The sequence below is a fragment of the Zobellia uliginosa genome, assembly GCF_900156625.1.
Classification (GTDB): domain Bacteria; phylum Bacteroidota; class Bacteroidia; order Flavobacteriales; family Flavobacteriaceae; genus Zobellia; species Zobellia uliginosa.
In genome coordinates, this window is sequence record NZ_FTOB01000001.1 from 889,285 (window position 1) to 912,124 (window position 22,840).

Sequence of the window (22,840 nt, forward strand, 5' to 3'; positions counted from 1 at the left end):
GTTTTGAGCTAACGTATTATTTTTTGTTGACCAGCTCCATTAAATCAACATCGTTGCCCAATAGTACTTCGGTTGGGTTGATACGTCCTTCTTCCGGGCCATTCTCCAATTTTAGCACACCTCTTGGGCATACGGCGGAACATATGCCACAACCTACGCAGCTAGAGCGTACAATATTCTCTCCCTTTTGGGCATAGGCCCGTACGTCAATACCTTGTTCGCAATAGGTGGAACAATTTCCGCAAGAGATACACTGTCCGCCATTGGTCGTAATTCTAAAACGTGATTTAAAACGTTGTACGAAGCCAAGGTAGGCGGCCAAAGGACATCCGAACCTACACCATACGCGGTTACCGAAAATAGGGTAGAACCCGGTGCCGATAACCCCCGCAAAAATGGCTCCGATCAAAAGGCTATAGGTATTTTGAACACTTTGGGTCTTTATGCCGAATATGGTGCTAGACTCCGTAAAGAAACTATATAGCGTCATACCGGTCATCACTATGGCAAAAAGCAAAACGCCGTGTATCAGCCAACGCTCTACCTTCCAAGAAAACAATGATTTGCTCGAATGCTGACGGTAAGGGTCACCTAAGGTTTCGGCCAATCCTCCACAGCCACAGACCCAAGAGCAGTACCATCTTTTTCCAAAGAAATACACCATTACGGGTACGATAACCAAAGTGAGAACAATGCCCCAAACAAGAATGAACAAGCCAATGCCTCCGCTATTGAGAAGTTCTTTTAAGTTCCACTGAAAAAAGAAATCGTAGTCTAGGGGAAAGGCATTCTTGAAGTCGTAATAGGGCATTTGTAAACGCACCATTATTTCAGGAATCAAGAAGGCAAAGACAATTTGAAAGAAGAGTACCGATGTGGTCCGAACCACTTGGTACATATTGTGTCGGTATTTGATGTACATACGAACGGCCATTACCGTCATGACTACACAATACATAAAGCCGTATACAAACCAATGTCCCGCAGGGTTTCCACTTAGGCTTTCGCTTATGGGGTCTACAAGAAAGGTCCAGTTTACGGCAAATTCGGGCCTGAAATATAGAACTAGGTAAAACGAGACCAGAAATATAAAGACCATCCACGCGATCCAACCTCGGTTCGTGGCGCTCTCATGGTAGATGCCGTTGTTCTTGATTCCCTTTTTGCCCAATAAAATAACATTGGGCAGAATGAACATTAGTGCACCGATAATGCCCAGGCCAAAGGTAAAGAACCACATCAGGCCTTTGTTTTGGGCAATAAACCCGGTTCCGGATTTCTTGCCGACCAAGGCGGCCATATCATGACCGGAGGTATAGATTACCTTATTGTATTCTTTGTTTTTTCTGTGCTGACTATTGGCCGCATCTATGGCCGAACTGACTACTGGCGATAGGCTTAACATGCCCTTGAAATCTTTGCCGACTACATTTTCGTTTATAGATTGAATAAAACCATCACTCTTGATGTTCTTCTCCTTTACGATTTCGTCAAAGGTGCCCTGGTCTAACCTGAACGTGCCCAATACAGGAATGGCTGTAAAAATGGCAAGTCCTATTAAGAAAATAATTAGACCTAAGTTTTTTATTGCTTTCATTTTTTATTTTGGGTTAAGCTTTGCTGAAAATTCGTTTCCAGCTCTTTTTCTTTACGGATAGGCTGGTTTGCATTACCGAGTTGTATTTTGAGATGATCTGCTCTTCGTAATGTGAATAGAATTCTGGGTCGAAATTGGCGTCTTTTAGATATTGCATGACGTAATCGACGTTACGTTCTTCGGTGAGCCATCGGTCAAATATTTCGTGACGCATGCGAATACCGAAGGTGTTGATGCCTAGAAATTTTTTGGAATCTTTATCGTAGGCTACGGTAATACAGATTTTTTCGGAAGGATGCCGCCAGTGAAAATGGCTTTCGTGTTCTTTTTTTGTTCTTTCGCTAAAGACCCACCCATAGGTTTGGTACTCGATGTCGAGAAACTTGGCGGAATTGAACCAATGGCCCGGGCTATATTTTCGGGGTTTACCGCAAATGGTCTGTGCCAATGCCTCGCCCATCATTCGTCCGGTATACCAAACCGCCTCTATGGGACGTCGGTTTCCTATGGGTTCGTGCTGTTCGGCACAATCGCCGATTGCGTAAATTCCCTTTATATTGGTTTCAAGAAAGCGGTCTACTTTCACGCCTCTTCCCAGTGCAATGCCCGAATCTTTCAGGAAATCGATATTGGGGGTTACACCCGCCGTCAAGCCTACCAGGTTGCAGGCAATGGTTTCTCCCTTGTCGGTAACTACGGCCTTGGCCCGACCGTTTTCATCGGGCAGGATTTCAACAAGATTCGTGCCTAACTTAAGGTCGATATGGTGTTCTTTAATATGTTCATTGATCATCTGAGATTCACCCTTGGGTAAAACCCCGTTCCAGAAACTTTCCTCACGGACCAAAAAGGTTACCGGTATTTCCCGGCTTCTGAGCATTTCGGCCAATTCTATACCGATCAATCCCCCGCCGACGATTACGGCACGATTGCAAGCATCTTTGTTTGGGGCATCGGCTTCGAGCTGATCAAGGTCTTGTTTGGAGTATAACCCTTGAACCCCCTTGAGATCTTGCCCTTTCCAACCGAACTTATTAGGTTTAGAACCCGTAGCAATTATCAACTTGTCAAAGTCCATGGTTTTCCCTTCGGTAAGAACCAAACGTTTGTTCTCGGGGTCGACTTGGGTGACGTAGTCTTTTACCAATTCGATTCGGTTTTTTTTCCAGAACCAGTTCTCGTAGGGCTGGGTGTGTTCGAACTTCATATGGCCCATATATACATACATTAAGGCCGTTCGCGAAAAGAAGTAATCGGTCTCTGCCGAAATGATGGTAATTTTCTTGTCCGAGAGTTTACGAATGTGCCTTGCGGCCGTTACGCCCGAAATTCCGTTGCCAATAATGACGATATGCTCCATATTATTCTGATAATTGTGTGTTCTGTCGTTTTTAAAGATAACTACTTAACCTACCTTTCTAATTTAGAACCATTTTAAATTTTTATTTTTCTGTAAGGTTCAGAGGTGAAAAACGAACATGTAATGCCTTGATTTCTAAAATTTTGAACAATATGTAAAAAAAGGTTCTTTTTTGTATGGATGTTGAAATTGTCTCGACGAAGCCTCAAGTATAACAACGAAACTATCAAATCATGAAGTATTCAATTTTGGCCTTAGCATTTTCTTTGGCCACCATATCGGGGGCTTTCGGACAGAGCACTACTGATTTTTTTACAAAGGCGGATGCCTTTTTTAAGGCCAATGTTTCAAATGGTCGGGTTCATTATCGGGCGATAAAGGAAAATCCATCGGACTTGAACGAACTACTCGAAGAGGCTAAGCACATAACCGTGTCGGAAACCAATGCCAACGAATACCAAGCGTTTTATATTAATGGTTACAACTTGCTTGTGATCAAGGGGGTCATAGATAATTATCCGTTGAGGTCGCCTTTGGATGTGGGCGGATTTTTCGATGGGAAGAAATACGAAATAGGGGGTAAAAAGACTACCCTTAATGATATTGAGAACAAATTGTTACGTGCAAAATTCCCTGAAGAGGCACGCTTTCATTTTGTCTTGGTATGCGGTGGTCTGGGATGTCCTCCGATTATCGCTGAAGCCTATCTGCCCACAACTTTGGATGCGCAGCTTGATAAGCAGACCCGCTTGGCACTGAATGACCTGCAGTTCATTCAATTGAATAAGAACAAAGTAAGGGTTTCCCAGATTTTTGAATGGTACAAGGGCGATTTTACACAAAACGGCCAAGGCTTGATAGACTTTATAAACAAGTATAAAACTGAACCGCTTCCTGAAAAAACGAAGGTTTCCTATTATCCATACGATTGGACATTGAACGAAGTCAAATAAGTTCCACCAACTTTTAACTATAAACTATATTTTATGAAATCAATACAAAGAAATCTTGTTCTATCCGCCCTGCTTTTGACTACGGGTATAGCCTTTTCCCAAAACGATAAGGACCAAGACGAAAGCGCGCAAAGCAATATTCAACAATATACGCCCTCAAAACTAATAGGCAAGGGGCAGATAGACCTCAAGTGGTTCAATAACCTCTACACCCAAACAGAAAGTACTTTTACCGATGGTAAAGAACCACGGCAGACGTTTTTTACTTCTACCTTGGAAGCTTACACCGGAGTGGGACAGAACAAACGCTGGAACGTAGGGGCCATTTTCGAATTTCGTTCGAACGTTATAGGCGACCGCTCGGCCCTAGATGTGTTTTCTTTTGACGGTGACCGTGATACGGCCCGTTCAGGACTTACCTCTATAGCGCCATCGGTCAAATTTGTGCCCTTTAGGTCGATCAGTAACTTTTCGATTCAAAGTTCCTTCTTTATTCCCTTGGTAGACAATGAAACCGAAAATGGGGTTTTTCTGGATCAGAAAGGGTATGTGTGGCAGAACCGTTTTTTCTACGATTATACCTTTCCAGGAAACAAATGGCAATTGTTCAGTGAACTGAATTCGGAACTGAGTTTCGGCGATAAGGAAGAAAGTTTTGCCAATAATAGCCTGAACTTGACCCCTGGGGTTTTTCTGAGTTATTTTCCCAGTTCAAAATTTACCGTCTTGGCCTTGGCCCAACATTCGCAACGCATCGATTTGGGCAATGACTTTTCGCAAGACTTTACGGCTTTGGGTGGAGGTGCCAAGTATCAATTGACCCAAGCCCTAAACCTAGAGGCGCTATATACCAACTTTGTACGTGGTAGCAACACAGGGCTCGGACAAACCTTTAATTTGGGCTTAAGGGCTATTTTTTAAAAGCTGATCATAAATACCGTATTTTAGGAGTCTTATTCAGTGATACATGCGTATAGTAAGACTCCTTTTTTTATGTTTTCTCCAGTTTTCGTGTACGAGCCAAGTCCCCGAAAAAATAAACGGGGTAAGTTTCGTGGCTTCTAGAAGTGAAGCTTTGCAAACCCACCTTGAAGAGGTAAAACAGGTGTATGCCAACCATGCCGCCGTAATGCCCTTTGGTTTTATCAGGGATGTCAATTCGCCCGAAATAATCTTCAATACCGATAGACAGTGGTTTGGCGAGACCAAGAAAGGGGCCATGCAGTATATCGGACTCTTGCATCAAAATGGTATAAAGACCATGGTAAAGCCGCAAATATGGATATGGCGTGGTGAATTTACCGGAACCCTGCACATGAATTCCGAAGCGCACTGGCAAGAACTCGAAGCTTCTTACGAAAAATTTATAATGACCTACGCCGAAATGGCGCAAGAAACAGGCACGGAAATATTCTGTATCGGTACCGAACTTGAAAAATTTGTAACGAATAGGCCCGAATACTGGCATAAACTGATTGCAAAAATCAGAACGGTCTATAAGGGAAAACTGACGTATGCGGCCAATTGGGATGAGTATCCGAGGGTGCCTTTTTGGAAAGATTTGGATTATATAGGAATAGATGCGTATTTTCCGCTGTCGGATGAGAAGACCCCTTCGGTCAAGCAGTTGCGTGAGGGCTGGCAACGTTGGAAACCTGATATGGCAGCCTTGGCCGAAAAAACCGGAAGACCTGTACTCTTTACCGAATTTGGGTATAGAAGTATGGATTATACGGCAAAGAAGCCGTGGCTGGTGGATCGTAACCAAGAAAACGTGAACCTAAAGGCGCAAGTAAATGCCAAACAGGCACTTTTTGATGAGTTTTGGGGGGAAGACTGGTTCGCGGGCGGTTATGTCTGGAAATGGTTTATCGACCATGATAAAGCAGGTGGGGAAAACGATAATCGATTTACACCACAGAACAAACCGGCACAAGAGGTGATTAAAAAAGTCTATAAAAAGTATTGATATGCGTTCCCTTGTTCTTTTTACTCTTTTGGCCTTGATTGTCGGATGCTCTTCCGATCTTGAAAATCAAGACGTAACCCTTAGCGATGCCCTGAAGCAAGACGCTCCCGTACTCGATAATGTAATCGCATGCGCCGCAAGTAATGAGAACGATCATATGGTAAGCGTTTTTTTCTACCCGAGGGACGGGGCGGGCAACGTACGCTATTATGAAACCGAAAACATAAAGGTTCCAAAAGATGACTTTGAACAGTATTACCGCATAGACAACCCTGTGTTCGACGTCTTTAACGGATATCTCAAAAAGTTCGAAGTAGTGGTGACCGAGGAAAAATGGGTCATTGTTTCCTTTGAAGAAGGGGGGAAGATCCATTTGTCAAACCCCATCCGGCTAAAACATCATACAAAGCCTACGGAATATACCGAACAGAGTATTGTTGTTGATTCGACGGATACTGGCTCGCCCCTTTTTAATTGGACCGATGGGAAATATACGGATTCAAGGATTTACTTTGGAGTCGTTTCCGATAGCGATGATAATTTTATTTCAGGAACCTATACCTATGAGCGTCGGTTTCAATATTACGACCTTGAAAACGTAGTATTGAACATTACTAAAGGTACCCCTCCGACATTGAAAGCCGATAATACCTATAGTTTTACTTTGATGGCAGTAAGTGAAGATAATTGGGTGAACCTTTTTTCTGAAATAGAATTCTAAAAAAATAAACCGCCCCCTATCGCCTACTGTGATAATTTTATGAAGAATACAATTTACATTTATGGCGTTACACACTAGGGCATGGTTTTAAGAATACTCGTTTTTCTTCTTGTTATCCTTTTAGGGTGGCCTTCTAGGGCGCAAGAAGGAAGGGTGCTCGAGGTCTATATCAAGGGAACTAAGCGGACTAAGGTCTCTTTTTTGAAAAAATTGGTAGGGCTTCAACCGGGTATGCCTTTAGATTCTGTGCTGTTGAAAGAAGATGTGGCGCGGCTTCAAAGGCTTCCGTCTATTTCACATGCGTATTATCAAGTGACCGTATCTCGGAACAATGGGTATGAGGTGTCTTACAACGTAGAGGAAAATTTCACTTTAATTCCCTATGCCAATCTCTTTTCCTCTTCTAACGATGCCTTTGCATTTAGGGTGGGACTTCAGGAGTTTAATTTTTTGGGAAGGGGGATTACCATAGGAGGCTTCTACCAGTATGATACTTTTAATTCTTTTGGTGTGGGACTGAGGGCCCCTCATCTATTTAGTAAAACTACAGGATTATCGGTCAGTTATAACAATTTTACTACCCAAGAGCCCGTGTTTTTTGAAAATACCACGGCCGATTATCGGTACAATAACACAGGTTTTGAGCTTATGGGATTGCATGAGTTCAGTTTTAACCATCGGATAGAGCTGGGTGGAAGTCTTTTTTCTGAAGATTACACCTATCTGTCGGGGGCGACGAGTACGAGCGTGCCACAGGCCTTAAAAGTAGATAAGCATCTTATGAAGTTTATCTACAATTACGAGAACATCGTCTATTATTTCTATTATTTAGAGGGGTTTAAAAGTACCCTTAACTTTCAATATGTGGGCAGTAGCAATAGCAAGCTGCCCGAATTTTTGATCGGTTTCAACGATTTTGTTTACTACAAGCGGGTAGGGAAAAAAGGCAATTGGGCAAATCGGTTGCGACTGGGGCTGGCCAGTAACGTAAATAGTCCCTTTGCACCATTTACGGTCGATAATAACCTCAATATTCGTGGGGTGGGCAATACCATTGACCGCGGTACGGGGGCCATCGTTTTTAATACCGAATACCGGCATACGCTGATCGATGAAAATTGGTTCGTACTACAGGGCAATTTTTTTGTCGATGGGGGGTCTTGGCGTAACCCTGGCGGTAGTTTTAGCGATTTTTCAGACGACCGAAACATTCGTATCTACCCTGGGATAGGACTTCGATTGATGCACAAGCGCATCTTTAATGCTATTTTCAGGATCGATTATGGCTACGGCATTACAAAAGATGCTTCGAGGGGATTAGTATTCGGAATCGGGCAGTACTTTTGATCAAACATTCCAATAGGTGTCGTACTCTTCTTGAAAGGTAAGGGTTTCCATAGAAGGCATACGGTCGACCAATAGTACTCCGTTGAGGTGGTCGAGTTCATGTTGGGCCACTATGGCCGAAAAATCGTCAAGAACCATCTCGAACCTATTTCCTTTTATATCGTATCCGCTGAGTTTTACGGTTTTGTAGCGTTTTAACCGGCCGCGTATTCCAGGTATGGAAAGGCAGCCTTCCCAACTATCTATCATTTCATCCGATAGGGTTTCGATCGTAGGGTTGATCACTACCGATAAAGGAAAGGACTTTTTGTCGGGGTAGCGCTCGTTCTTTTTCGCTTCCATAGTAAACACCCGTTTAAGGACGCCCACCTGCGGAGCTGCTATACCCACGCCCGATTCATTGCGCATGGTAGTGATGAGGTCATCTACAAAGCCTTGGAAATCATCGGACTTTATTTCATCGATGTCTACCGCTTCGGATACTTTCCGCAATAGGGGGTTGCCCATTTTAATTACCTCAAGAACTGCCATGTTTTATTTTTTTTACTCTATAATCGAGATTAAATGTTCCGAGGTTGGCCTCGAAATCAAGGTGTACTCCTTTTAATACCTCACCGGCTTGCCCCGAGGTAATTTACTGGGCTAAATTTACAACCTTCTCCGTTTCTATTTTCGATAGCTCTTCTAGTGCTCCCTTTTCGTAGAGCTCGGGCAGTTGTTTTAAGGGAGTGCCTATTGGGGCCTTGTAGTTGATATAGTCTTGAAATACGATTCCGTCTACATTTCTTCGGTTATAGGCGCTTCTAAAGCGTACTCCCCCGTTATTGGTGCTGTATTTATAGGCCAAATAGTCTACGGTCTTTGTTTTTGGGTTGATCCAATACATAAAGACGTCATCATGGTCGGTGCCGCCCCCATTTTGATCAAAGGTGATTTTTACGGCCTTGTAATCTCCGCCCTTGACTTTTGTTCGCCCTATTAGGGTTTTATTTACGGCCTTGTCTTTTAGTTTGTGGGGCAGGGTTGCAAAATAGATGACCGAGTTTAAGGCTTCGGTGTGTTTTATGACGTCTTTTTCCGATAGTGTTATAGGCTTGCCGTTTACCTTACGGACGAACTTTCCGTTGTCAAGAACATCTAAGGTGTCTTGTCCGTTTTTTCCAAATGTAACCGAGTAGGTATATGCTTTTCCCTTGTTGTGAAAAGTGTATTCTTTTCCCCTGAAGGTAAACCCGTAGAAGGCCGTGTCATAAGCTTGGCCTCCATGGGCATCAATGGCTTCGTTGACCAAAGCATCGGCCTTGTTTATTTCCCTAAGGGTGCCACGGTCTACCGGTTGTATGGTTCTAGCTTTTGTTTCTTCTTTTTTTTTAACCTCCTGCTTACAGGACGATAGGCCTATCAAAAGGCTCAGACTTAAAAAATAGAGGGAATTCTTCATATTCGAAATTAAATTTCAACAATGCCCTTAGGGCTTTGTATGATTGCTTTTAGGCTTGTGTTTTTATCAAGTTCTATTCGGAACCGTACACCCAATTCCGTAAATATATTTACTAATAGGTCGGGATTTGGATGTGTACCATACAGTTCAATTAACTTACACCCCATATTTGGTAAAGCCTCATGAGGGTGTGTTTCCGTTTGGCTCCAGTCTACCATAAAGGGAGCAAGTTCTACTTCGGGTGTGGACAAAGGTAATATGAGTTGCCATTTTAATAGGGTTCCTTCTGTCGTATGGCGGCTTCCTGCGCTAATATTTCCCATTTTCGCCTTGTATTGGCCCAAAATATCGGCATCTTTTTTAAGTTGTTCCGACTTTAGTGCCCAACGGGTAATTTGGTCCTTTGTAAGCATATCTACGCCCATCCACCTTGGTGGCGCTATGTTTTGATTGCTTTCGTCAGCGGCCAAAAGTTCAAGATAACTGCCCTTATCTAGGTTGATCAGTGCGTTTTTAGTGCCTTGCGTGGAGTGATGGCCCCCAAAGATGGCCCTTACGCCCAATTTCTTTTCCAAGGCAATAACGGCCGAGTCTAAATCACGTACCGTATAGACGATATGGTCTAATAATCTATGCTCAAAAGTTTTAGGCTTCATACATTCAAAGATATTTCAAAAGAGGACAGTTGGGGCATATGTTTCCGAAAATTACCATGGATTCTCCGTAATGTGCCGTTCTTGACCAAAGAACCTAAATACTTTTGTTCCAAAGAAAAATCTAAAAATAATACTATGAAAAGAGCATTAATAATTGGAGGTAGTAGCGGAATTGGGAAAGCAACGGCACAAAAACTGTTAAGTGATGGCGTTGAGGTACACGTTGTTGGAACAAACCAAGAAAAACTAGCGGCTTTTAAAGAAGAAGCTACGGGGGATTTAACGACCCATAAAGTAGATATTACCAATGCAACCGAACTGGACGGTTTGAATGCGGAAATCAGCGGTTGGGATAATTTAGATTACCTGGTGAACGCTTCGGGTATTTTTGGACCAAAACCATTTTTGGATCACACTGTGGCAGACTACGATTCATATATGGATTTGAACAGAGGGTTCTATTTCATTACACAGAATGTAGCTAGAAAGATGGCGGCTACAGGTGGTGGGTCTATTGTAAATGTAGGCTCTATGTGGGCTAAGCAGGCAGTGAAAGCTACGCCTTCAACGGCATACTCTATGCAGAAAGCAGGTTTACATTCCTTAACGCAACATTTGGCCATGGAGTTGGCAGATTCTAAAATCCGAGTGAATGCCGTGTCTCCAGCAGTGGTCCAAACTCCTGTTTATGACAGTGTTTTTGGAGGGAAGGAAGAAGCGCACGAAGCTTTGCAGGGTTTCCACGGTTTTCATCCAATTGGGCGATACGGAAAACCGGAAGATGTGGCCAATACCATCTCTTTTTTACTTTCTGATAAGGCTTCGTGGGTAACGGGTGCTATTTGGGATACGGATGGTGGTGTAATGTCTGGAAGAAACTAAGTTTGTTAACCATTGATGGATGATGGAAACGGTTTGTTGTCTCAAAGGAAACATACGAATTGCTTCACCCTCTTCTATTTTTAAAATACGTAAAGTTATGTACGACATGAAGAATCTAGGGAAGTTAAAAGCTCTAGGGGAAGGATCGGAAAAGGCAATGAAAGCATTTTGGGCCTTTGATCAAGCTGCTCTAGCAGAAGGTGCCATACCAAAAAAGTATAAGGAATTAATGGCAATTGCCGTAGCTTTGACAACACAATGCCCATATTGTCTTGAAATACACAAAGATGCGGCAATAGCCGCAGGTGCAACACAAGAAGAGTTGGCAGAAGTTACTATGGTTTCTGCGGCATTAAGAGCAGGTGCGGCAGTGGTGCACGGAACCCATTTAATGAAGTAAGTTTGAAAGAGAATTTTTCTAAATATATCATAATAGGGGCGGGGCTCTCAGGTCTAACATCGGCTTATAAATTGTTCGGTCAGGGCGTAAGTAATTTTACAGTGTTAGAATCGCGAGATCGTATTGGGGGCCGCATTGTAACCCAAGACGGGATTGATTTTGGCGCTACTTGGTTCCAGACACATCACGAAGCGGTAATTGAGCTTTTAAATGAGCTGGGTATAGAAAAGTACCACCAATATAATAAAGGGAAGAGCGTATTGGTCTATAGCACCATGGCACCCGAACATTATTTTGAGAATGACCCGAACACCCCATCTGCCTATCGTATTAAGGGAAATTCGCAGGCTTTGATTCATGCATTGGCTAAACCTGTGTTAGACAAAATACAGACCAATACTAATGTTTTAAGCATTTCAGAAACAGAAGAAGGAGTACGGGTAGAAACGGATAGAGGTTTATTTTATGGAGAGAAGGTTATTGTTACCATTCCGCCTAAAATAGCTACCCGTATTTCCTTTTCTCCTGAATTGCCTGTTGAGGTCGGAGTTGTTATGGATAAGACCCATACCTGGATGAGCAATGCCATAAAAGTGGGGTTGACATTTAAAGAGCCGTTTTGGCGAAACAAGAATTTTTCAGGGATGCTTATTGGTCAAGTGGGGGCCGTTACGGAATTGTACGATCATAATGATGCGGAGAATTCTCATTTTGCCCTAATGGGCTTTGTAAATGAAGGGCTAAGAGATACTTCCGAAGCAAATAGAAAACAACGGATTCTTGACTACTTATCTAAATATCTAGGGCCCGAAGTTTTGGAGTACCTGACGTATGAGGAAAAAGATTGGTCTAAAGATAAACATACTTCTTGCGAGACTATAAAGTCTATTTACATGAGTCCTTCTTACGGAAATCCGGTTTTTGATAAAAGCTATTTGAACGGAAAACTTAGGTTTTCAGGTGCGGAGACTTCTCTTGTTCACGGTGGGTATATGGACGGTGCCATTATCAGTGGAATCAATGCGGCACAAAAAATTATGGGATAGTCGTTAGTGTTCTGTTTCTTTTGCGACGAAGTATTCGTAAACCTGTACCAACCCCGATCAATGCAACGTTCGAAAACAAAAATTGAACAGTACCATCTGCATAAAATGCATCCGCGTAAGCTTCAGTTTGAGTTGTACGATTTGAATAGCTATAGGAAAAAAAGTGGCGATTTGGCTGCTATACCCCATTCCCATAGCTATTATCAAATTATCTGGTTTTTTAATGAAGGAGGCACCCATGTGGTAGATTTTAAGCGGTACGCCATTAAAAAGGATACCCTGATGTTCATTACAAAAGATCAGGTGCACGCTTTTGATGAAAATGAGAACGTTCAGGGTTGGCTCATACATTTTAACGAAAGTTTTTTTAAGCATACAGATGTAGATATGTTTCTTAAATTCAACATATTCCATATGTCAGAGAAGCCTTGCTATACTATTCAGGGCGATACCGTAACCCTAGCTTCAACCTATATTTCTCTCATTAAAACCGAATTGCAAGAGCGAAGTCGTTTTGGTTATGAAGACAGTATTCGTTTTTTGCTGAAGGCTTTTTTGATACAGTTGGAACGTTTTCATCAAGAGGACCCGCAAAGTCCCATACAGCTTAACAGTCTTTATGAACGGCAGTTTTTTGAGTTTAAGGAATTGGTGGAGGCCAATTTTAAGGAGGGACTTTCAGTGGGGGGCTATGCCGATACTATGAATATTTCCACCAAAACCTTGTCCACACTTACAAATGCTGTTGTGGGCAGGTCGCCATCGCAACTTATTGCCGAGCGTACCATGTTGGAAGCCAAACGTCTAGTGCGGTTTACGAGTCTGCAAATCAATGAAATCGCGTTCCGTTTAGGTTTTGAAGATGCTTCCTATTTTGTAAAATACTTTAAAAGACATTTAGGGCAATCGCCCAAAAGCTATCGACAAAGTCAATTGGTATAAAGAAAAAGAGGGGGTATAGACCCACTGTTGAAGAAATCGTTAACTAAATTGTTCAAGGTCTTGCTGTTTTGTTCTTTGGTTCTTTAATTTTGTAGCGGATTCCCATAATTTTAGGCATTATTTTTGATTTTCAAGGAAAGAACGGTTTTGCGTTGAAATTTATGAATGTCGATTTTTATACAGATCATTGAATGGATTATAGTTTTTCTTATCGCTTAAAGATGGCAGGTTTCCTCATCGCTGCCATCGGTTATACAATATCGTCTTTTTCCCAAGATACGGTGCAGACCGTTGTTGCGGAAAAGGGAGATGGCATACTCTCCTTACTGAGAAAGCAAGGTGTAAACCCTTATGAGCACTACGACGATTTTGTTTCCATGAATATTGAAAACCTGCGTGATAGTATTCATTTGTATGCGGGAAGGACCTATCGGATACCTGTGGCGGATCTTGATACGGTGAAGGTGGTCGATTCGATCCAAAGGAAAACCAAGGAAATCAAGAAAATCGAAGGCAAGCGATATGCCATTTTTGGAAAAGACCATGAAATGGTACTACCGAATAGTGAAAAGCTCAAAGGCGCGGTCTATTATCTGGTTTCGGGGCACGGTGGTCCTGATCCGGGGGCGATGGCCACTTATGGGGGCAAATCTATTGCCGAAGATGAATATGCGTATGATATAACATTGCGTTTGGCCAAAGAATTATTGTCGCACGGGGCTACGGTCTATATCATCATCAGGGATGAGAACGATGGGATCAGGGATGAACGTATACTCGAAATCGACCATGACGAAGTAGCTTATCCGAACAAGACTATTCCGCTCAACCAAGTGGCGCGGTTAAGACAACGGGTAGATATTGTAAACAAACTTTACAAAAAAAACAGGGGTAAGTATCAACGCCTTATAGTGACCCACATAGATAGTCGTAGCGTGGGGCAGAACATCGATGTGTTTTTCTATCATCATGAAAAGAGCAAAAATGGTAAAAAATTGGCCGAAAGCATACATAAGACCTTTCAAAAAAAATACAAAAAATACCAACCGAACCGGACGTATTCAGGGACTTTTGAAGATAGAACCTCCTTATATCTCGTAAAAAAGACCCACCCGGCCATGACCTTTATAGAAGTGGGGAATATCAGGAACAAGAAAGACCAAAGGCGTATTCTTGAGCCCGACAACCGACAGGCATTGGCCAAGTGGATAAGCGAGGGTATCTTGCTCGACCATAAGTTGGGCGAAATCGGGCCTATTCGTTAAACTGAGATTTTGCGTTTGTAGTAATCGTATAACTGCTCGGGACCTGCGCCCAAATAATTTTTTAGGTGCATGATGCCGAAATGGTACTGTAGTTTTATCATTCCCCTTTCTTCATACCTTCTGGCCGAAGTCTTTACATGTCTAGGCAAGACCTTAAAAAACGTGCTTTTGTAAAGTCGGCCGATAAACTCATTGTCTTCGTAAACTACGTAGGCCTCGTTAAAGCCACCGGTGTTTTCAAATAGCGCTTTTGTGATGAATAAGGATTGGTCACCGCCACGGCACAATTGATGGTTCAAGCGTGTAAACCAAGCGAAAAATCGCAAAAAGGCACTGTTACTGTCGAATTTCATTTGGAAGCACCCTGTCTTAAAACCCTCTTCTACGGCCTTGATGATAGATAGGTCAAAGTGTTTGGGAGGAAGGGTGTCCGCATGTAGAAAATAGAGAATGTCGCCTTTTGCGTGTTTTGCCCCAAGGTTCATCTGTCTTGCACGTCCTTTGGGGGAAAGGACGGTCTTGGCGCCGTTCTTTTCCGCAATAGGGGCGGTGTTGTCTGAACTTCCGCCGTCTATGACCAAGATCTCCTCAATGTTTTCGGGTGAGCTGTTAGCGGTCAGGTACTGAAGTACCTTGGCAATGCACTCGGCTTCGTTCAAGACCGGAATTACGATACTGATGCGAAGTTTATTTTTTTTCATTTAGGCTCCAATCATAAGTAAGGTATTCAATATCGGCCTTAGCGTCAATGTCTATCTTGCTATAGGGCCTTATGTATTCTATGAGGTTGCCGTGGGTGGTAAAATCGCTTTTATACCATTTGAAGATATTGGAAAGCTGTAATTTTTCTTTTGAAATGATATTTCTGGTGGGGTCGTTCACAAAATCTTCGGATGCTTTTTGCAGCTGACGCTCGAGTTGTGATGCCGTATAGGCCTCGTTGAGCAATTTTGGGCATGAAAATGAGGCGCAATTGATAGCGAAATGAATACGGGGTTCGTCCATTTTGCGAAGTATCTTGTGTTCAATGTCTCCTAGGGAGTATGTTTTTTTACCGATTTTCACCCAATCGTTGCTCCAAGGTCTTTTAATGTCCTTGATGCTCTTGGTGGGGTAATGGTTCAATATTAATTGAACGGTAGCCGCGTTGTATAGGTTGATGTAATAGGCTAGGCCTTCCTCTTTGGTCCAATTGTCAGACGGGGCATTATTGGCTAAATGGTCAAGATATGCCGTTAACGATTGCTGTTCGTTTTTGAAGTTCTTGTAATCGACGTTGCCGCTGAGGTCTACATATTTTTTGAGCAAGGCGTTCCAGGCTGAATGGTCTAAACTGTTGCTTTGAACCTTACTCTCAAATTGATGCTTGGGCATTTCCTTTCTTCCGAAAAAAGAACAAAGGCCTGCCAGTGAAAAAAGTGAAAAAACAGCCGTTTTTGCCATTAGTTTAAATTGCATAGAACAAAAGATTTCCTAATAAGTAGCGCCTTTTGGTCAAAACTTACACATTGCTCCCTGTCATTTTTTAGGAAAAAGAAAGCCTAGGTCTATAAAGTCTTGATCAGTTCTTTAAAGAGTTTGACCATTTTTGGTTCCGCCACTTCCGCCGTTTTTATGATCCGATCGATATCTACGGGCTTCAGGTTTTCCGGGTTGCATTCGTCGGTAATAACCGAGACTGCGACTATGGGAAGCTTCAAGTGGTTCGCAACGATAACTTCCGGTACGGTACTCATTCCTACGGCATCGGCACCGATAATTTTAAGCATGCGGTATTCCGCTTTGGTCTCTAGTTGAGGTCCCACCACGGAAGCGTAAACGCCTTGGTGAAGGGTGATGTTTTCTTTGTCCGCAATTTTCAGCAAGCTTTCGCGCATGGGTACATCATAGGGTTCTGACATGTCGACGAAACGTTCGCCGAACTGGGCAACGCTTTTGAAGGCCAAAGGCGAGCCACCCTGAAGATTGATATGGTCTTCAATGAGCATTAAATCGCCCTCCTTGTAGTTTAGGTTGATCGCACCGGCCGCATTCGAGATAAAGAGCTTTGTTATTCCCAATTGGTGCATGACCCGAATAGGGTAGGTGATGTCTAGAAAATCATAGCCTTCGTACAAATGAAAACGTCCTTTCATGATTACCGCTTTTTTGCCCTCGAGCGTGCCGTATATAAGTTTTCCCGAATGGAATTCTACCGTGGCAAGGGGAAAAAAGGGAATATGGTTGTAGTGTGCCTCAATGGGGTTTTCTATTTGGTCGGCCAATTTGCCCAGACCTGTGCCGAGTACGATACCGATTTCGGGTTGGTCAAATCCTTTACTTTGTAAATAGGCGACGGATTCGTCTAATTGTTTTCGCATCATGATGTTAAATGTTTTAAATAAGGGTGAAACGCATCGATATGTTGTATGTCTTCGTAAACATCAACATCGTTTCGCTCGTCTAAAATATGATGTTTTTCGTTCTTAAGGTTTTTCAGCGTATCGGCCAAGACACTTTCTTGGCCCCAAGCTTTGTTGGAGAACAGTTCGGGTTTAAAACGGTTCATGCCTAAGAGATAATAGCCTCCATCTTGTGCCGGCCCAATAACGAAATCGTTTTTTTTCAATTCGGTAAAAGCCTGTTGCAGGTCATTTTGGTCGAGGTCGTACATATCGCTTCCTATTACGATAATGCGCTCGAAACCCGAAGCGAATCCCTCTTGAAAAGCGTGGGCCATACGCGCACCCAAATCAGGGCCTTGCTGTAATTTTTTATCGAATATGATCGGACTCCAAATATCATCGGTCCAAATTTCCTCTGAATACCAGACCTGCTTGGCCGTATTCAGGTTTTCGGTGATTTTTACGGTGTGGCTGAGCAAAAGCTTGTAAATGTCCAAGGCCGCTTGGTCGCCAATGGTAGCGGCTAAACGGGTCTTGCATTGGCCCAATTGGGGGTTTCGTGTAAAAATGAGCAACAGCTCTTTGGAGGCTACATTGGTGTAATTGACCGTTGCGTCCTCTTTTTGTTTTTTGTTAGGGGTTATAAAACTCAAATAGCTATAGTTTTAAGGTTCTAGGTTTGGTGAAAAAGTCATGGGGAAAGGTTGCTGTGTTACGGTCCGTATACTTTCTGGCCGTTTTTTAGCAATTTGCCCCACTGCTTGTTAAAGGCGTGTACTTGTTCGGTTTCGTTACCTGATGAATCGAAGACGGGGTTTCCACGATTTTTCCATTCGAATATACCTCCATAAAGGTTTTTGACCTTGGTGTAACCCGCCTGTTGTAACTTTTCCCCAATATCTTCGGAGCGTACGCCTATGGAACAGTAAACGACTATTTCGCTGTTTTTATTTTTAATTTTTTGAACGATGGAATCGAGTTCAAACGTATCGTAGCCGACCCATATGGCGTTTTTTAGATGGCTGACCTCGTATTCCGATTTCTCGCGGGCATCGAGCAGCACTGCGTTCGACGCGTTTTTAAGGGAATCGGCATGAATGTAGTCTACCGATGCTTCGTTCAGCTTTTTTAAGGTCTTGTCAATTTTGCTTTGCGCGAACGAAATCGAAGTAAGCCAAAGAAATAAAAAGACGTTCAAGGTAGTTTTCATGGGTATGTTGCAAATGGTGCAATTACAAATATACTATTTAAATAGCCCTGTTTTGTTAAGTAAAAACTAAGGCTTGATTGAATTAGGATACTTTTTTTCGGTAATCTCACGGGCAAGTGCTTTGAGGTCGATTCCCATATTTTCTTGGTTGACCTTAAGGGCTTGGGTACGGAGCGATACCGGTAGTCGAGAGTAGCCGTCCTTGGCGCCTAGTATCATTCCGGCCACGGCGGCCACGGTGTCGTTGTCTCGCCCGTAGTTTACTATAAACTGTAAAGTCTTTTCAAAATCGCCTTCCGCATACTGAAGGGCCGTAATCAATATCTGATAGATTTCCCCCGAGTGAAAGGGTGTGGCCTTTTTGTGCTTCTCCAAGAAGGCATAGGCCATTTCTTGGCGCATCCATTCTTTCTGGTTTCCTTGGAATCCTAAGGGAATCTTATAGAGCGAGCTGTCTTTTGTCGTTAAGGAGTCGGGTAAGGAGCCTTGTTTTATTTGCAATATCGTTTTGACCGAAGCATCCGCCATTTGATAGGCAATACGCCCAACCAATCTGCTGTCTTGATAGCCCAATGGGTCGACAAAGGTGGTGGTATTGATGATGGAATCGATGTCTTGGGTGCGAAGGGCCATATGGGTCATGGCCGAAACCAAGGCCGAAATGTCTTTGGCATAGCCCAGATCGAACAAGCTGTGCTCGTAAGCGAGCTCATAGGCCTCTTCAGGCGTTTCGGTTATCAGTCCGAACATTGGGGTGTACAATTGTCCCGCGCATGACATTTCTCCCCCATAAAAGCGGTTCATGGCTTTTAGGTAAGCCTCGGGGCTTTCTTGATAGGCCATAGAGACCCGTGCCCATTCTTTGATCCAGTCGATTTTTTCGATTTGGGTATCTAGAAAATCCGTGTCGGGAACCTTTTTTCCATCGCTTATGCTTCGGGTTAAGGTAGAATAATAGGAGCTTATAAAATCGGCGAAACGGTCAGCGGTCAGGTTTCCCTCATTTTTTGAAAGGTATTTGACCATGGTGTACTTCCATCGGGTATCATCGGTGGTCGCACCTGCGATAAGGTTGTGGCCCCATGTGCCTTCGGGCGACTGTTGCCGTACCGCCGGGGTCAAGCTGCTTATGTAGCCGTATTTGAGCTGAATGTCTTTTCGGTGCCACATTTCGGTAGAAGCTCCCATGGCGTCACCTATGGCGGAACCTACCAGTGCACCTAAAACCTTATCGTAATAAATGGATTCCGAAAGTTCCAATGTATCGGAGGTGTAAGCGTTTTTCGTGGGTGCCGGTAGATCTACGGGGGAAGTCGTCTCTTTGCAGGCTAGAGAGAGAAAAACCAAAAAACAAGTGAAAAGGCGTTTCATGGGTTTAAGATGAGTTTTCGTGCCTTTTTTAAGAGTTTGCCCTTTTCTTTTAGGGAGCGGTCCAAGGGAAGTTGGGCAAGTCCGATCAACCGGCGCATAATTTCTATACCTGCTACTTGTGACATTAGTTCAAGGTTGGCTTCGCCCTGATAGGCCGCGTGAATACGCTTTATATATCCTTTTTTGCCCGTGGCGATAATAATATGGGCCGCCATGACGCCCAAATCGAATTCGGGAAAGCCTATAAAGCCGAACTCAGGGTCGATAATGTAAAGGTTTTCGGCTTCGGTCATCCAACTTCCAGGGTAGTAGTCGCCATGTAAGAGGGTGTTTCCCGGGGCTAAATATTTCTTGCCTATTTTTTTGACCACCTTCCTTATTTTTTTGTCTTGTTTGTAGGGTAGGGAAAGTTCTTGGAGTCCGGGCTGTATATTGTCGAGTTGAAAACCGTTGTCTTCCATAAAGGGAAGTACAAAAATATGTTGGTGGTTCAACTGGCGCATTTCTAGGTTCTCTGGAAAGTCGCTTGAAACTTTTTTTCTGTGGATCAGGCTCAGAATAAAAATGAGAAGATTTAGCTGCTTGTTTGAAATTTCTCTTTGTTGATAGATGAGGGTCATGTCTTCACAATGGCCCAAATCTTCCAGGAGCAAGAGGTTTTCTTCAACGTCAAAGCCTAAAATAGTGGGAATGTGGGCGTGAACCGCATTGTCTCGAACCGCTTGATAAAAGTTTTTTTCTACCGCGATCCGGTTTAAGGGGGCCTTTATTTCTTGGTATTTTTCAACGTAGGGCCTAGACTGTTTTAAGATGAAGGAACGCTGGTCGGTAATAACGCGAATGACCACGTTCATGTTACCGTCGCCCGGTTTTTCTATGGATGCGATTTTTTCTCCGGAACGCAACCATTCTTTAGATTGTAGGTAATTTTGAAGCTCCTCTAGTGACGTATTGGTATCTATAATGGTCAAAACAGTAGTTTTTTGCAAGATAGGTCCAAAAACAAAAAAATCCTTACAGATTGTAAGGATTTTTTGTGGTGCCTCCAGGAATCGAACCAGGGACACATGGATTTTCAGTCCATTGCTCTACCAACTGAGCTAAGGCACCATACCCGTTTGCGGGGTGCAAATATAATTTCAAATTTGCGATATGCAAACAAATTTCGAAAAAAAGATGTTTGTTAGACTGCATTTTTTGATCTTTGTATCTATGAACCTAGTAATCGATGCCGGTAATACTTGTGTGAAACTCGCCGTGTTCGAGGGAGATACCCTCGTTTTTAGGCAGAATTCCGAGGTGAGTAATGTAGCCAGGGAAATAAAGGCAATTTGTGACCATTATCCGAGAATTAAGCATGGAATAATAGCTTCGGTGGGAAATTTAGACCGAAAAGTGATGGCCGTCTTGACGGTTTTCTGCGAGGTTCACGAATTGACGCCCATGAGTAAGTTGCCTTTTAAGAACTCTTATGCTACGCCTCAGACCTTGGGGGTAGACCGTATTGGTTTGGCCACGGCGGCATTTTACCGCTACCCGAAAAAAAATGTATTGGTCATTGATGCGGGAACCTGCGTTACCTACGATATGGTCAATGACTATGGCGAGTATCTGGGCGGGGCCATTTCACCGGGACTGCATATGCGATATAAGGCCTTGCACGACCAAACTTCAAAATTACCCTTGTTACAACCCAAAGAATTTTTAGATTATATCGGAAATTCTACGGAAACCAGTATCCATAGTGGTGTGGTGAACGGTATTTGTCAAGAAATTGACGGTGTAATCGACCAATATGGATCCCGTTTTGCAGATTTAACAGTTATTTTAACAGGCGGTGATGCGCTATTTTTGTCTAAACGGTTAAAAAATACCATATTTGCGGACTCCAAATTTCTCCTTGTAGGATTAAATTATCTGTTGGAATACAACAAACGCTAATGATCAAAAAAATAGGTTTTGCCATAATTTGCCTTTTAGTAACAGGCACATACGCTCAAGATGGTTCGGTTTCCCCATATTCATATTTTGGTTTAGGAGAGTTAAGAAGCGGTTCCACCGTAGAAAACCAAATGATGGGAGGGATAGCTATGTATGCCGATAGTATACATGTCAACCTTCAAAATCCCGCCGCCTATAGCCAGTTGGGCGTACAGATGCGGGAAGATTTTGGTATAACGACCTATACTGCGGGTATCTCGTATAAGCAAACGCGATTGAAGAGCTTTACCGAAGAGCAGAGTAGTGCTGTGTCTAATTTAGACTACTTGGCATTGGGGCTCAGTTTGAAAAAAGGTCTTGGCCTTGGCTTCGGTATTCGGCCCTATTCTTCGGTCGGATATAATTTTCAAGACCAAATCGGTACCGAAGGGTCCCGTGAGATCAATCAGTATTCCGGTGATGGTGGCCTCAACAAGGTATACGTTTCTTTGGGCTACGAGTTTGCGAAAAACTTTAGCGCCGGGGTTACGGTAAACTATAACTTTGGTAGAATCGAAACCTTAAAGGTCCAAAGTACCGAAAACGTTCTCCTTGGTTCAAAAGACGAAAGGGTTTCGAAAATCGGTGGGATAGATCTTAACTACGCCTTGAGCTATACGCCGGCGATAGGTGAGAATCATAGGTTGCATACCTCCATTCGTGTCAACACCCAGGCGAATCTTTCATCTAGAAATACGCAAAGAATCGGTTCTTTTATCGGTTCGCCCGATCTGGAACGCTTTGTAAACGATGTTGATTTATATGCACAGGGCTTAAAGGAAACAGAAGTAACCATTCCTACAATCACCACCTTGGGTGTGGGTTATGGAAAAGATATGCAATGGTTTTTAGGGGTTGAATACAGTTTTCAAAAGCTTGGGGATTTCTCCAACGAGTTCTTGGAATTGGATAATTTAATCTATAAGGATGCGAGTACACTGGCCTTGGGCGGTTTTTATACCCCTGAACGAAATTCTTTTGGGAGTTACCTTAAGAGAGTGACCTATAGGGCTGGGGTGCGCCTTGAAAAGACCGGAATGTACGTTAATGATAAAGATATAAATAACTTTGGCATAACTTTTGGACTAGGCTTACCACTAGGAAACAATCTCTCAAATTTGAATCTTGGTTTCGAGCTTGGTAAAAAAGGAACCACCTCGGCCGATTTAATTGAAGAGAGCTATTTTAAAGTTAATGTAGGATTGTCTCTTAGCGATCAGTGGTTTCAAAAAAGAAAGATTTATTAAACGTTGTGGAATATTGAATATTTGCTAGAATTTACCTTGGTAGATAACGAATTTTTCATTTAACGTAAA

General features: G+C 43.0%; 24 protein-coding genes and 1 tRNA gene. 12 read left to right on the forward strand and 13 right to left on the reverse strand.

Annotation, left to right across the window (positions count from 1 at the left end):
- Positions 1-16: 16 nt before the first annotated feature.
- Both BW980_RS03695 and BW980_RS03700 read right to left on the reverse strand, forming a co-directional pair.
- Positions 17-1,597, reverse strand: coding sequence for a 4Fe-4S binding protein (locus BW980_RS03695; RefSeq protein WP_076453566.1), 1,581 nt, complete (start codon positions 1,595-1,597; stop codon positions 17-19).
- A 13-nt stretch (positions 1,598-1,610) separates the two neighbouring features.
- Positions 1,611-2,957: an NAD(P)/FAD-dependent oxidoreductase gene (locus BW980_RS03700; RefSeq protein WP_076453567.1), complete on the reverse strand. Its 1,347-nt coding sequence runs from the start codon at positions 2,955-2,957 to the stop codon at positions 1,611-1,613.
- Positions 2,958-3,190: 233 nt separating this feature from the next.
- Between BW980_RS03700 and BW980_RS03705 the strand changes: the two genes are divergently transcribed.
- From BW980_RS03705 to BW980_RS03725, 5 genes are all read left to right on the forward strand, one after another.
- Entirely contained in the window at positions 3,191-3,910 is a 720-nt protein-coding gene (locus tag BW980_RS03705) for a DUF547 domain-containing protein (RefSeq protein WP_076453568.1), read from the forward strand.
- A gap of 33 nt (positions 3,911-3,943) precedes the next feature.
- The gene (locus tag BW980_RS03710; protein ID WP_076453569.1) at positions 3,944-4,831 is read left to right on the forward strand and encodes a hypothetical protein; all 888 of its coding nucleotides are present in this window, start codon (positions 3,944-3,946) and stop codon (positions 4,829-4,831) included.
- A 46-nt stretch (positions 4,832-4,877) separates the two neighbouring features.
- Entirely contained in the window at positions 4,878-5,879 is a 1,002-nt protein-coding gene (locus tag BW980_RS03715) for a glycoside hydrolase family 113 (protein ID WP_076453570.1), read from the forward strand.
- Between the two features lies 1 nt (position 5,880).
- Positions 5,881-6,600: a hypothetical protein gene (locus BW980_RS03720; protein WP_083690336.1), complete on the forward strand. Its 720-nt coding sequence runs from the start codon at positions 5,881-5,883 to the stop codon at positions 6,598-6,600.
- A gap of 81 nt (positions 6,601-6,681) precedes the next feature.
- A complete protein-coding gene (locus BW980_RS03725) occupies positions 6,682-7,947 on the forward strand; it encodes a POTRA domain-containing protein (protein ID WP_076453572.1) in 1,266 nt (421 codons plus the stop codon).
- Here BW980_RS03725 and def read toward each other — a convergent pair whose 3' ends face one another.
- The 3 genes from def to BW980_RS03740 all read right to left on the reverse strand — a co-directional run bounded on the left by def (position 7,948) and on the right by BW980_RS03740 (position 10,044).
- Positions 7,948-8,478, reverse strand: a complete 531-nt coding sequence (def, locus tag BW980_RS03730) for a peptide deformylase (RefSeq protein ID WP_076453573.1) — start codon at positions 8,476-8,478, stop codon at positions 7,948-7,950.
- A gap of 103 nt (positions 8,479-8,581) precedes the next feature.
- Positions 8,582-9,388 (reverse strand): DUF6503 family protein, encoded by an 807-nt coding sequence (locus BW980_RS03735; protein WP_076453574.1) that lies wholly within the window; start codon positions 9,386-9,388, stop codon positions 8,582-8,584.
- 8 nt (positions 9,389-9,396) lie between these two features.
- Positions 9,397-10,044 (reverse strand): VOC family protein, encoded by a 648-nt coding sequence (locus BW980_RS03740; protein ID WP_076453575.1) that lies wholly within the window; start codon positions 10,042-10,044, stop codon positions 9,397-9,399.
- 135 nt (positions 10,045-10,179) lie between these two features.
- Between BW980_RS03740 and BW980_RS03745 the strand changes: the two genes are divergently transcribed.
- The 5 genes from BW980_RS03745 (at position 10,180) to BW980_RS03765 (ending at position 14,579) form a co-directional block, all read left to right on the forward strand.
- Positions 10,180-10,926 (forward strand): SDR family NAD(P)-dependent oxidoreductase, encoded by a 747-nt coding sequence (locus tag BW980_RS03745; RefSeq protein ID WP_076453576.1) that lies wholly within the window; start codon positions 10,180-10,182, stop codon positions 10,924-10,926.
- Positions 10,927-10,945: 19 nt separating this feature from the next.
- Complete coding sequence (locus tag BW980_RS03750; RefSeq protein ID WP_245799932.1) at positions 10,946-11,326, forward strand: carboxymuconolactone decarboxylase family protein; 381 nt, start codon at positions 10,946-10,948, stop codon at positions 11,324-11,326.
- A 2-nt stretch (positions 11,327-11,328) separates the two neighbouring features.
- The gene (locus tag BW980_RS03755) at positions 11,329-12,372 is read left to right on the forward strand and encodes a flavin monoamine oxidase family protein (RefSeq protein ID WP_076453578.1); all 1,044 of its coding nucleotides are present in this window, start codon (positions 11,329-11,331) and stop codon (positions 12,370-12,372) included.
- 60 nt (positions 12,373-12,432) lie between these two features.
- Positions 12,433-13,314 carry a helix-turn-helix domain-containing protein gene (locus BW980_RS03760; protein WP_076453579.1) on the forward strand — a complete coding sequence of 294 codons (882 nt, stop codon included), beginning with the start codon at positions 12,433-12,435 and terminating at the stop codon, positions 13,312-13,314.
- Between the two features lie 191 nt (positions 13,315-13,505).
- Entirely contained in the window at positions 13,506-14,579 is a 1,074-nt protein-coding gene (locus BW980_RS03765) for an N-acetylmuramoyl-L-alanine amidase family protein (protein WP_083690337.1), read from the forward strand.
- On the opposite strand, the gene BW980_RS03770 is transcribed toward BW980_RS03765, so the two are convergent.
- The 8 genes from BW980_RS03770 to BW980_RS03805 form a co-directional block, all read right to left on the reverse strand.
- Positions 14,576-15,280, reverse strand: coding sequence for a TIGR04283 family arsenosugar biosynthesis glycosyltransferase (locus tag BW980_RS03770; RefSeq protein ID WP_076453580.1), 705 nt, complete (start codon positions 15,278-15,280; stop codon positions 14,576-14,578). The genes BW980_RS03765 and BW980_RS03770 overlap by 4 nt on opposite strands.
- Positions 15,267-16,037, reverse strand: a complete 771-nt coding sequence (locus BW980_RS03775) for a DUF547 domain-containing protein (protein WP_076453581.1) — start codon at positions 16,035-16,037, stop codon at positions 15,267-15,269. Before BW980_RS03775 ends, BW980_RS03770 begins: the two co-directional genes overlap by 14 nt.
- Positions 16,038-16,126: 89 nt before the next feature.
- Entirely contained in the window at positions 16,127-16,942 is an 816-nt protein-coding gene (locus BW980_RS03780; RefSeq protein ID WP_076453582.1) for a purine-nucleoside phosphorylase, read from the reverse strand.
- Positions 16,939-17,616 (reverse strand): TIGR04282 family arsenosugar biosynthesis glycosyltransferase, encoded by a 678-nt coding sequence (locus BW980_RS03785; protein ID WP_317042176.1) that lies wholly within the window; start codon positions 17,614-17,616, stop codon positions 16,939-16,941. The genes BW980_RS03780 and BW980_RS03785 overlap by 4 nt, the downstream gene beginning before the upstream one ends.
- Before the next feature lie 59 nt (positions 17,617-17,675).
- Positions 17,676-18,173: a rhodanese-like domain-containing protein gene (locus BW980_RS03790; protein ID WP_076453583.1), complete on the reverse strand. Its 498-nt coding sequence runs from the start codon at positions 18,171-18,173 to the stop codon at positions 17,676-17,678.
- Between the two features lie 66 nt (positions 18,174-18,239).
- On the reverse strand, positions 18,240-19,544 hold the full coding sequence (locus BW980_RS03795; RefSeq protein ID WP_076453584.1) for an ADP-ribosylglycohydrolase family protein: 1,305 nt from the start codon (positions 19,542-19,544) through the stop codon (positions 18,240-18,242).
- Positions 19,541-20,515, reverse strand: coding sequence for a phosphotransferase (locus tag BW980_RS03800; protein WP_076453798.1), 975 nt, complete (start codon positions 20,513-20,515; stop codon positions 19,541-19,543). Before BW980_RS03800 ends, BW980_RS03795 begins: the two co-directional genes overlap by 4 nt.
- A gap of 66 nt (positions 20,516-20,581) precedes the next feature.
- Positions 20,582-20,654, reverse strand: a tRNA-Phe gene (locus BW980_RS03805).
- 102 nt (positions 20,655-20,756) lie between these two features.
- On the opposite strand from BW980_RS03805, the gene BW980_RS03810 reads away from it, so the two are divergent.
- The gene (locus BW980_RS03810; protein ID WP_076453799.1) at positions 20,757-21,485 is read left to right on the forward strand and encodes a type III pantothenate kinase; all 729 of its coding nucleotides are present in this window, start codon (positions 20,757-20,759) and stop codon (positions 21,483-21,485) included.
- Positions 21,485-22,771: a BamG family beta-barrel-assembly machinery protein gene (locus BW980_RS03815; protein ID WP_076453585.1), complete on the forward strand. Its 1,287-nt coding sequence runs from the start codon at positions 21,485-21,487 to the stop codon at positions 22,769-22,771. Before BW980_RS03810 ends, BW980_RS03815 begins: the two co-directional genes overlap by 1 nt.
- Positions 22,772-22,840: the final 69 nt, after the last annotated feature.